Origin of the sequence: Streptomyces sp. SID3343, assembly GCF_009865215.1 — a bacterium.
Classification (GTDB): domain Bacteria; phylum Actinomycetota; class Actinomycetes; order Streptomycetales; family Streptomycetaceae; genus Embleya.
The window spans coordinates 1-7,358 of record NZ_WWJX01000046.1 but is presented as its reverse complement, the minus strand read 5'-3'; the positions used below and the strand labels follow the sequence as shown (position 1 = coordinate 7,358).

At 71.0% G+C, this 7,358-nt stretch carries 7 protein-coding genes; 4 read left to right on the top strand and 3 right to left on the bottom strand.

Annotated features, from left to right (window positions below):
• A partial coding sequence (locus GT354_RS01965; protein WP_161354400.1) for an ATP-binding protein occupies window positions 1–1,265 on the bottom strand: 1,265 nt, incomplete at its 3' end.
• A gap of 943 nt (window positions 1,266–2,208) precedes the next feature.
• Between GT354_RS01965 and GT354_RS01960 the strand changes: the two genes are divergently transcribed.
• From GT354_RS01960 to GT354_RS01950, 3 genes are all read left to right on the top strand, one after another.
• Window positions 2,209–3,501, top strand: a complete 1,293-nt coding sequence (locus GT354_RS01960) for an Ig-like domain-containing protein (protein WP_346011797.1) — start codon at window positions 2,209–2,211, stop codon at window positions 3,499–3,501.
• 108 nt (window positions 3,502–3,609) lie between these two features.
• A complete protein-coding gene (locus GT354_RS01955; RefSeq protein ID WP_161354399.1) occupies window positions 3,610–4,191 on the top strand; it encodes a methyltransferase domain-containing protein in 582 nt (193 codons plus the stop codon).
• A 108-nt stretch (window positions 4,192–4,299) separates the two neighbouring features.
• Window positions 4,300–4,986, top strand: coding sequence for a DUF6629 family protein (locus tag GT354_RS01950; protein WP_346011796.1), 687 nt, complete (start codon window positions 4,300–4,302; stop codon window positions 4,984–4,986).
• On the opposite strand, the gene GT354_RS01945 is transcribed toward GT354_RS01950, so the two are convergent.
• Window positions 4,945–5,961, bottom strand: coding sequence for an S-adenosylmethionine:tRNA ribosyltransferase-isomerase (locus GT354_RS01945; protein ID WP_161354398.1), 1,017 nt, complete (start codon window positions 5,959–5,961; stop codon window positions 4,945–4,947). The two genes, GT354_RS01950 and GT354_RS01945, sit on opposite strands and share 42 nt — an antisense overlap.
• Complete coding sequence (locus GT354_RS01940; RefSeq protein WP_161354397.1) at window positions 5,958–6,656, bottom strand: SDR family NAD(P)-dependent oxidoreductase; 699 nt, start codon at window positions 6,654–6,656, stop codon at window positions 5,958–5,960. The genes GT354_RS01945 and GT354_RS01940 overlap by 4 nt, the downstream gene beginning before the upstream one ends.
• 105 nt (window positions 6,657–6,761) lie before the next feature.
• Between GT354_RS01940 and soxR the strand changes: the two genes are divergently transcribed.
• Window positions 6,762–7,256: a redox-sensitive transcriptional activator SoxR gene (soxR, locus tag GT354_RS01935; protein WP_346011795.1), complete on the top strand. Its 495-nt coding sequence runs from the start codon at window positions 6,762–6,764 to the stop codon at window positions 7,254–7,256.
• Window positions 7,257–7,358: the final 102 nt, after the last annotated feature.

The window sequence follows — 7,358 nt, the reverse complement described above, 5'->3', positions numbered from 1 at the left end:
CCGGGGCGGCGCTTGGCCAGACCGGTCGACGCGACGGCGGGCGCGGCGGTGGGGACTTCGTCGTCGTGCGTGGAGGCGGGCGGCGCCGGGACGGTCGCGGGCTCGATCGGCGCGGCACGGCGTACCGCGGCGGCGGGAGCGGGAGCGGCGCGCTTGCGGGGTTCCACTCGGGCCTCGGTGATCAGTTGACGCGGGATCATCACGACGACCCCGGTGCCGCCGCGCGAGGACGGCCGAAACGACACGGTGAGGCCGTGCTTGCGGGCCAGGCAACCGACGACGGCCAGGCCCAGGCGCGTACCGGAAAGCGACGTGAGGTCCAACGACTCGGCGGAGACCGCCTGTTCGGCGCGGCGCAGGGCGAACTCGCCCATCACCAGCCCGCCGTCCTCGACGGTGACCACGACGCCCGCGGGAACGTCCTCCACGTAGACGTGCACCTGCTCGGAGGGCGGCGAGAACTTGGTCGCGTTGTCCATCAGTTCGGCGAGCGCGTGCATGACGCCCTCGGCCGCGTAGCCGGCCACGGCCGCTTCGCTGGAGGAGTGCACGCGCACGCGCTGGTAGGCGCTGATCCGGCCGACCGCGCCGCGCAGGATGCTCTCCATGACGATCGGCTTGGTCCACCGGCGGCCCGAACGCGCGCCGGTGAGGACGGCGATGCTGTCCGCGAGCCGGCCGGCCTGGGCGGTGCTGTGGTCGAGCCGCAGCAGGTCGCCGAACACCTCCTCGTTGTGTCGGCCCTCCATGTCGCGCAGGTCCGCGAGCATGCTCGTGGACAGCGCCTGGACGCGGCCCGCGGCGTTCGCGCACGCGGACATCGCGGCGGCGCGCATGCGCTCGCCCTGGCCCACCTCGCGCGCGACCGTGGTCAACGTCCTGGCGAGCACGTCGTGTTGCGGCGTCGCGACGCCGGCGAGCGCGGTGTCCACCGCGGCGCCGTCGCGCAGGAGCGCCACGAGGGCGGGCAGCGTCTCGTCGGCGAGGCGGGTGGCCTCGATCTCGAACGCCGACACCCGGTCACGGTTGGCGTCGTTCCACCGAGCCTCGTCGGACTCCATCTCGGAGATCCGGGACCGCAACAGGTCGGCCACCCGGGTCGCGTGCACGGTGGCCGCGACGGCGGTCGACACGGCGAGGGCGATCAAAACCCCGCCTACGGTGACCGCGGTGCGGTGTTCGGTGGACGTCGCGGACACGGCCCACACCACTGCGCCGGCGGTGACGATCAGGACGATCCCGAAGGCGAGCAACGTTCTGCCCATCGGTGGTCGTTGGGACCGGGCGTGAGGGGGCATGTGTGCTGACATCAAGCGGATCCTCGTTGCCGGGGGTGGGGGTCGGGCGTGAGCCTACCCGGCTTGATCATCAGGTGTTCAACCCGACGTTCCGGACGCCCGCGTAGCCTGACGTATGGTCAACCGCCCTGTTTTGTCCGGGACTTACCGATGTCCGAATGATCCCGTCGGACGCGGCGAATCGACCCGCTACGCGCGTTGTTGGTCGGGGCTGAACCGGCCCTCCGTCCACGAGCCGGCCGTCCGGCGCCGGCGTCCGTCGACCCGCCGAGGCCGGCGCGGGCTCGGCGAGCCCCGCGACGGTGACCAGAGTCACGTCGGCGATGCCGCTCACGACGACCCGCAGGCGGTCTCGCGCTTGCCTTCACAGCCGCCGGATCGCTTGCCTTCGCATCCGCGCAACCGCTTCCCGGTGCCCCGGAATGCCCCCTTGGTCCTGGATGCCTCCCCGTGCGCCCGACCGACTCCCTATACATACGACTGTGCACGGCTACGACCGGCGCCGCCGACGAAGGCGCGGGGCCGGAGATTTCGCTCGGACGGGTCTCGGCCTTTCCCGTACCGACGTGACAACGCTGCGTATATCCTCGCGAGGGTCGTCCGTACCAGGACTTCGGCAGGACACGGGTCCGGCCCGGCAGCCCGCTCGTCGTGGGGACGAAGGCACGCCGACGCCCGGGAGGCGATGCGCGTCCTGTTCGGCACGTCGTGTCGCCCACTCCACGGGCGCATGTCACCGCCGGCGGACGAGGGCGGCCGGGGCTGTCGCGGAGCCCACGAGACGCACATCACACCATTGGCCGAGCAACCTAACCGCTCGCGAGACAGTCAATGAGGCGGAGGCTCGCGTTGCGCTCTTCCTCTCTCGACCTGTTTCACCCGTAGACATGTGTGAAGGGAATCCCGAAACGTGGCAGGCAAAGCGATGCGACGGCGCACCGTTCCGGCCGTCCTGGTCGCCGGCGTAATCCTGTTCACGGGGAGCTGCGGGCTTCTTGGGGACGACAAGGGTGACAAGGCGACCAACGCGAGCAGTGACTCGAAGATCACGCCCCCCGCGGACGGCTCCGCCAAGCCCGGCGCCGCCGGCGGCGGCGCCGGCGAGTCCGGCAAGCCCGAGGAGAAGCCGAAGGGCGCCACCGCGCAGGTGATCGTGACGCCCGAGGACGGCGCGACCGGCGTCGATCTGGCCGACCCCCTGGCGTTCGCGGTCGACGGCGGCAAGCTCACCGAGGTCAAGGTCCTCAACGCCAAGGGCGAGGCCGTCGACGGCGCGCTCGCGGCCGACGGCAAGTCCTGGAAGCCGAAGGTCCCCTTCACCCCGAGCGGCGTGTACACGGTCAGCGCGACCGCGAACAGCACCGACAACCAGCCCACCACCGTCAACTCCAAGTTCACCACCGCGAGCCTGGGCAAGGAGGTCACCGCCTCGGTCTTCCCCGACAGCGGGACCGTCGGCGTGGGCCAGCCCGTATCGGTGCGCTTCGATCGCCCGATCGTGAACAAGGCCGAGGCCGAGAAGGCCATGAAGGTCACCGCGACGCCGGCGGTGACCGGTGCGTGGCACTGGTTCGGCAACACCCGCGTCGAGTGGCGGCCCAAGGAGTACTGGGCGGCCGGCACGAAGGTGAAGGTCGACCTGAACCTGCGCGGCGCCGACCTCGGCGGTGGCGTCGGCTCCAAGCAGTACAAGAGCTTCAACTTCGCGATCAGCGCCGTCGCCCGGATCTCGACCGTCGACGTGGCCGCCAAGACGATGACCACGACCGAGAACGGCAAGGTCGTCAAGACCACCAAGATCACCGCCGGCGAGTCCCCCAAGTACGACACGTGGGGCGGCGTGATGGTGGTGATGGAGAAGTACACCAAGACCCGGATGAACTCGGCGACCGTGGGTCTGGGCCAGGAATACGACATCGCGGATGTGCCGTGGGCCGTGCGTCTGACCACGTCCGGCACGTTCGCGCACGGCAACTACTGGTACGACAAGACGAATCCCCCCTTCGGCAAGGCCAACACCAGTCACGGCTGCGTGAGCATGATCCCCGACGACGCCAAGTGGTTCTACGACCACGCGGACCGCGGCGACGTGGTCAAGGTGATCAACTCGAAGGAGCGCGCGGTCTCGCCCGACAACGGCTACGGCGCGTGGAACCTGTCGTGGACCCAGTGGCTGGCGACGAGCGCCACCAAGGGCGCGTGACCCACGCGGGCGCGGCGACCGAGGACGGGGACACGACCCCGCCGCCGGACGCCGCGCCTGCTCGACGACCACGCGCTCGCCCGCTCCTCGGTCGTCGCGAACAACGCGATGAACCGCGAGCGGGGTCTGCGCGGCGTCAACAGCTACGCCCGTGAATTGGGTTTCGACCCGCTGACCCGGCTCACCGCCGGCGACGCGTGGCTGGACCTGTGTTGCGGTTCGGGTCGCGCGCTGATCGAGGCGAGTGGTGACCCGCGGGCGAGGGATCTGCACATCACCGGAGTCGACTTGGTCGACTTCTTCGTCCCCGCCGTGCGTTCCGCCGGGCTCGACCTGATCGCCGCGGACGTCGTGACGTGGTCACCGCCGCGCGCGTACGACCTGATCACGTGCGTGCACGGTCTGCACTACGTCGGCGACAAGCTCGGTCTGCTCGCCCGGATCGCGTCCTGGCTGACGCCCGCGGGCCGCTTCGTCGCCGACCTCGACCCCGTCCAGATCGACGCACCCGGCCCGGTGACGAGTGAACTACGGCGCGCCGGTTTCGAGTTCGACACGGCGCGTCGGCGTATCGCGCTGCGTGGTGGTCGCGATATCGCGTTCCCGTACACATATCTCGGCGCCGACGACACCACCGGACCCAACTACACGGGTCAGCCGGCGGTACGTTCGTATTACACCCAGGCGTGACCGATACCACACTTCGAACCTTGCCCGAAAGGGCGTATGAAACGTTGAACACATGAACAGCGGGTACGCCAGCACGGAAACGAACTTCCGCGGCGAGACGAGGCACCCGTGTGTTGGAGCGCTGAGGCCGACCTCGTGATGGGCAGCGGCATCACGGCCGTGGGGATCGCGAGTGTGGCGTCGGTACGACGGGTCAACGACCTGCCGATGGCCCTGCTTCCGGTCGTGCTCGGGGTACACCAGCTGATCGAGGCGGTCGTCTGGAAGGGCGAGCAGGGCCGTGTGTCCGAGGGCACGGCCGAGATCGCCCGTGAGGCGTGGGCGGTGATCGCCTTTCCGCTGTTGCCCGCCTTCCTGCCGCTCGCGGTGCTCGCGGCGTCGTGGCCGTTGGCACGCGGCCGCGAGCGGGTACGAGCCGCCTTCTTCCTGGTGGTCGGCCTGACCGTGGCCGGCGTGCTCGGGCACGTGGTGGCGTCGGGGCCGGTGAGCGCGGAGGTGTGCGGCCGGACGGTGCGCTATTCCGTGGGGGTGCCGGCCGCCCCGTGGGTGATCACCGGATATCTCGTCGCGACCCTCGGTCCGCTGTTGCTGGCCAGGGATCGAGTGTTGCGTTTCCTGGGACTGATCTTCACGATCGGCGCGGCCGTCACCGCCCGGCTGTGGTTCCATTCCTTCGCGTCCTCGTGGTGCGCGGTGGCGGCCCTGTCCAGTGTGCTCGTGCTGTGGTGGGTGCGGTCCGACCACGACCACCACTCAGGGAAGCAGAAGCGAACTGTCCCCGAATTCGTGCCATAGGTAGCCCTCGGCGAGGGCCTCGTCGTAGGCCCGGCGGACCACGTCGGCGCCCACGACCGCTTCGAGCAGGAGCAGGTGGGTGGCCTCGGGGGCGTGCAGGCCGCTGACGATCCCGTCGACCACCCGTGCCGGGCGGTCGGGGCCGAGCAGCAGATCGGTCCATCCCTTCGCGGCGGTGACCCGGCCGTCGGCGTCCGCCGCCGACTCCAGGGCCCGGGTCACCGTCGTGCCCACCGCGATCACGCGCCGGGCCTGCCCGACGAGCGCGGCGGTGCTCTCGGGCACGTGGTACCACTCGCGCAGCGGCGGTTCGCCGATCTCCTGCGAGGACACCCCGGTGTGCAGCACGACCGGCGCGACCACGACGCCGCGGGTGATCAGGTCGACCACGAGTTCGTGGGTGAACGGGCGTCCGGCGCTGGGCATCTCGGCGCTGCCGCCGTCGCGCGCGAACACGGTCTGATAGGCCGTCAGCGGCCAACGCTCGCGCATGTACGCGTAGGTGATCGGCCGGCCGCGATCGGCGAGGAAGGTCTCCACCCGGGCATGCGGCACGGTGATCCGTGCCTTCCACAACCGGCGCGGCGCGTCCTCGTCCGGGTAGGGCTCCAGGAGCAGCGCCATCGCGCACCCGCCGCCGGGAAAACGCACCGCCTCGAACCGCCGCACGTCCCGGATCGGGCCGGGCGTGCCGTCGGTGTGCCGCAGTTCCAGGGCCCAGGTCTCGTCGTCGAACCGGGTGGCGAAGTGCACGGTCACCGGCGAACCGTCCGCGCGGTAGCCGTCGACCGCGGCCGGCAGCGTCGCCGACGTGTTGACCACGAGCAGGTCGCCCGGGCCGAGGAAGCGTCCGAGGTCGCGAAAGACGGTGTGTTCGATCCGCCCGCCGCTGTGGGCGAGCAACCGGATTCCGTCGCGCGTGAGTCCGCGCGCCTCGGCGGGCTCGGTCGCCTCGCGGGCGACGAGCGTGCTCACGAGATCACCGCCGCGGCGAGCTCCGAGGCCCGGTAGCGGCCGCTCGTGGGGCGTTCGTCGACCAGCCGGAGCAGCGCGGGCACCACGCTCGCGGGGTCCGGTCGATCCGAGATGTCCTCGCCCGGATAGGCCTGTTGGTGCAGGTCGGTGTTCATGTCGCCCGGATCGAAGGAGTACACCGCGAGTTCGGGCCGCTCCACGGCCAAGGTCGCGCCGACGTGGTCGAGCGCGGCCTTGGCCGCGCCGTAGCCGCCCCAGCCCGCGTACGCCTCGACGGCCGCGTCGGAGCTGATGTCGACGACGGTCCCGCCGGCGGCGAGCAGGGGCAGGGCGAGTTGGACGAGCGCCAGCGGGGCGATGACGTTGACGTCGAAGACGTGCGCGAGGTCGGCCAACGGATAGTCGGCGAGCTCGGGTTGCGGGCTCGGGCCGAGCACGCTCGCGTTGTTGACGAGCAGATCGAGCCGGCCCGACTCGCGGACGACGTCCAGGAGTTCGGCGCGGTGTGCGGGGTCGGCGACGTCACCCGCGACGGCGATCACGTCGGCGCCGAGGGCGCGCAGTTCGTCGGCGGCTCGGGTGAGGCCGGCCGGTGTGCGGGCGTCGACGACGAGGGTCCAGGCTCGGGCGGCGAGGGCGCGGGAGAGGGCGAGACCGAGCCCTCTGGACGCGCCGGTGATCAGTGCGACAGGCATGGTGGCTCCACGGGAATCCACACCCACCCGGTGATGGGTTGCCCCCTTACACTGCAAGCTCAAGTGCACTTCAGGTCAAGGCGAACTACGGGTCGGGAGGAAGTCGTGCTCACCGGGACGGACTTGTTGACGGTCGGCCAGATGACCGCGCGCAGCGGTTTCGCGGCCTCGGCGCTGCGGTTCTACGAGGCGGAGGGGCTGATCAGCGCGAGCCGCACGACGGGCGGCCAACGACGCTACGAGCGGCACGTCCTGCGACGCCTGGCGTTCATCCGGGCCGCGCAGAACATCGGGTTGACGCTGGAGGAGATCCGCAACGCGCTGCACAAGCTCCCGGAGGGCCGCACGCCCACGCCGGCCGACTGGGCGCGGATCAGCAGGGCCTGGCGTGGGCGGTTGGACCAGGAGATCGAGGCATTGGTCCGGCTGCGGGACGGCTTGGAGCAGTGCATCGGGTGCGGGTGTCTGTCGATGAAGCGCTGCCGCATCTCCAACCCCGACGACGTGGCCGCCCAGTACGGCTCGGGGGCGGTGACCCTGCCGGAACTGCTGCGCGAGGATCGCCGAAACCCGCACTGCTCGGATCGATCGGGCTGCTGACCGAGCCGACCGGCCGATCGGGGGTTCAGTATCGGTCGCGCACCGCGACGGCCCGGGTGTCGTCCGCCGCGCCGCCCGGTCCGGCGGGAGCGGGCGGGGCGG

Bases quoted from the DNA above. Each gene is read 5' to 3' on its own strand.
- GT354_RS01955 (WP_161354399.1), top strand. From the start codon at position 3,610: ATGAACCGCGAGCGGGGTCTGCGCGGCGTCAACAGCTACGCCCGTGAA.
- GT354_RS01940 (WP_161354397.1), bottom strand. From the start codon at position 6,656: ATGCCTGTCGCACTGATCACCGGCGCGTCCAGAGGGCTCGGTCTCGCC.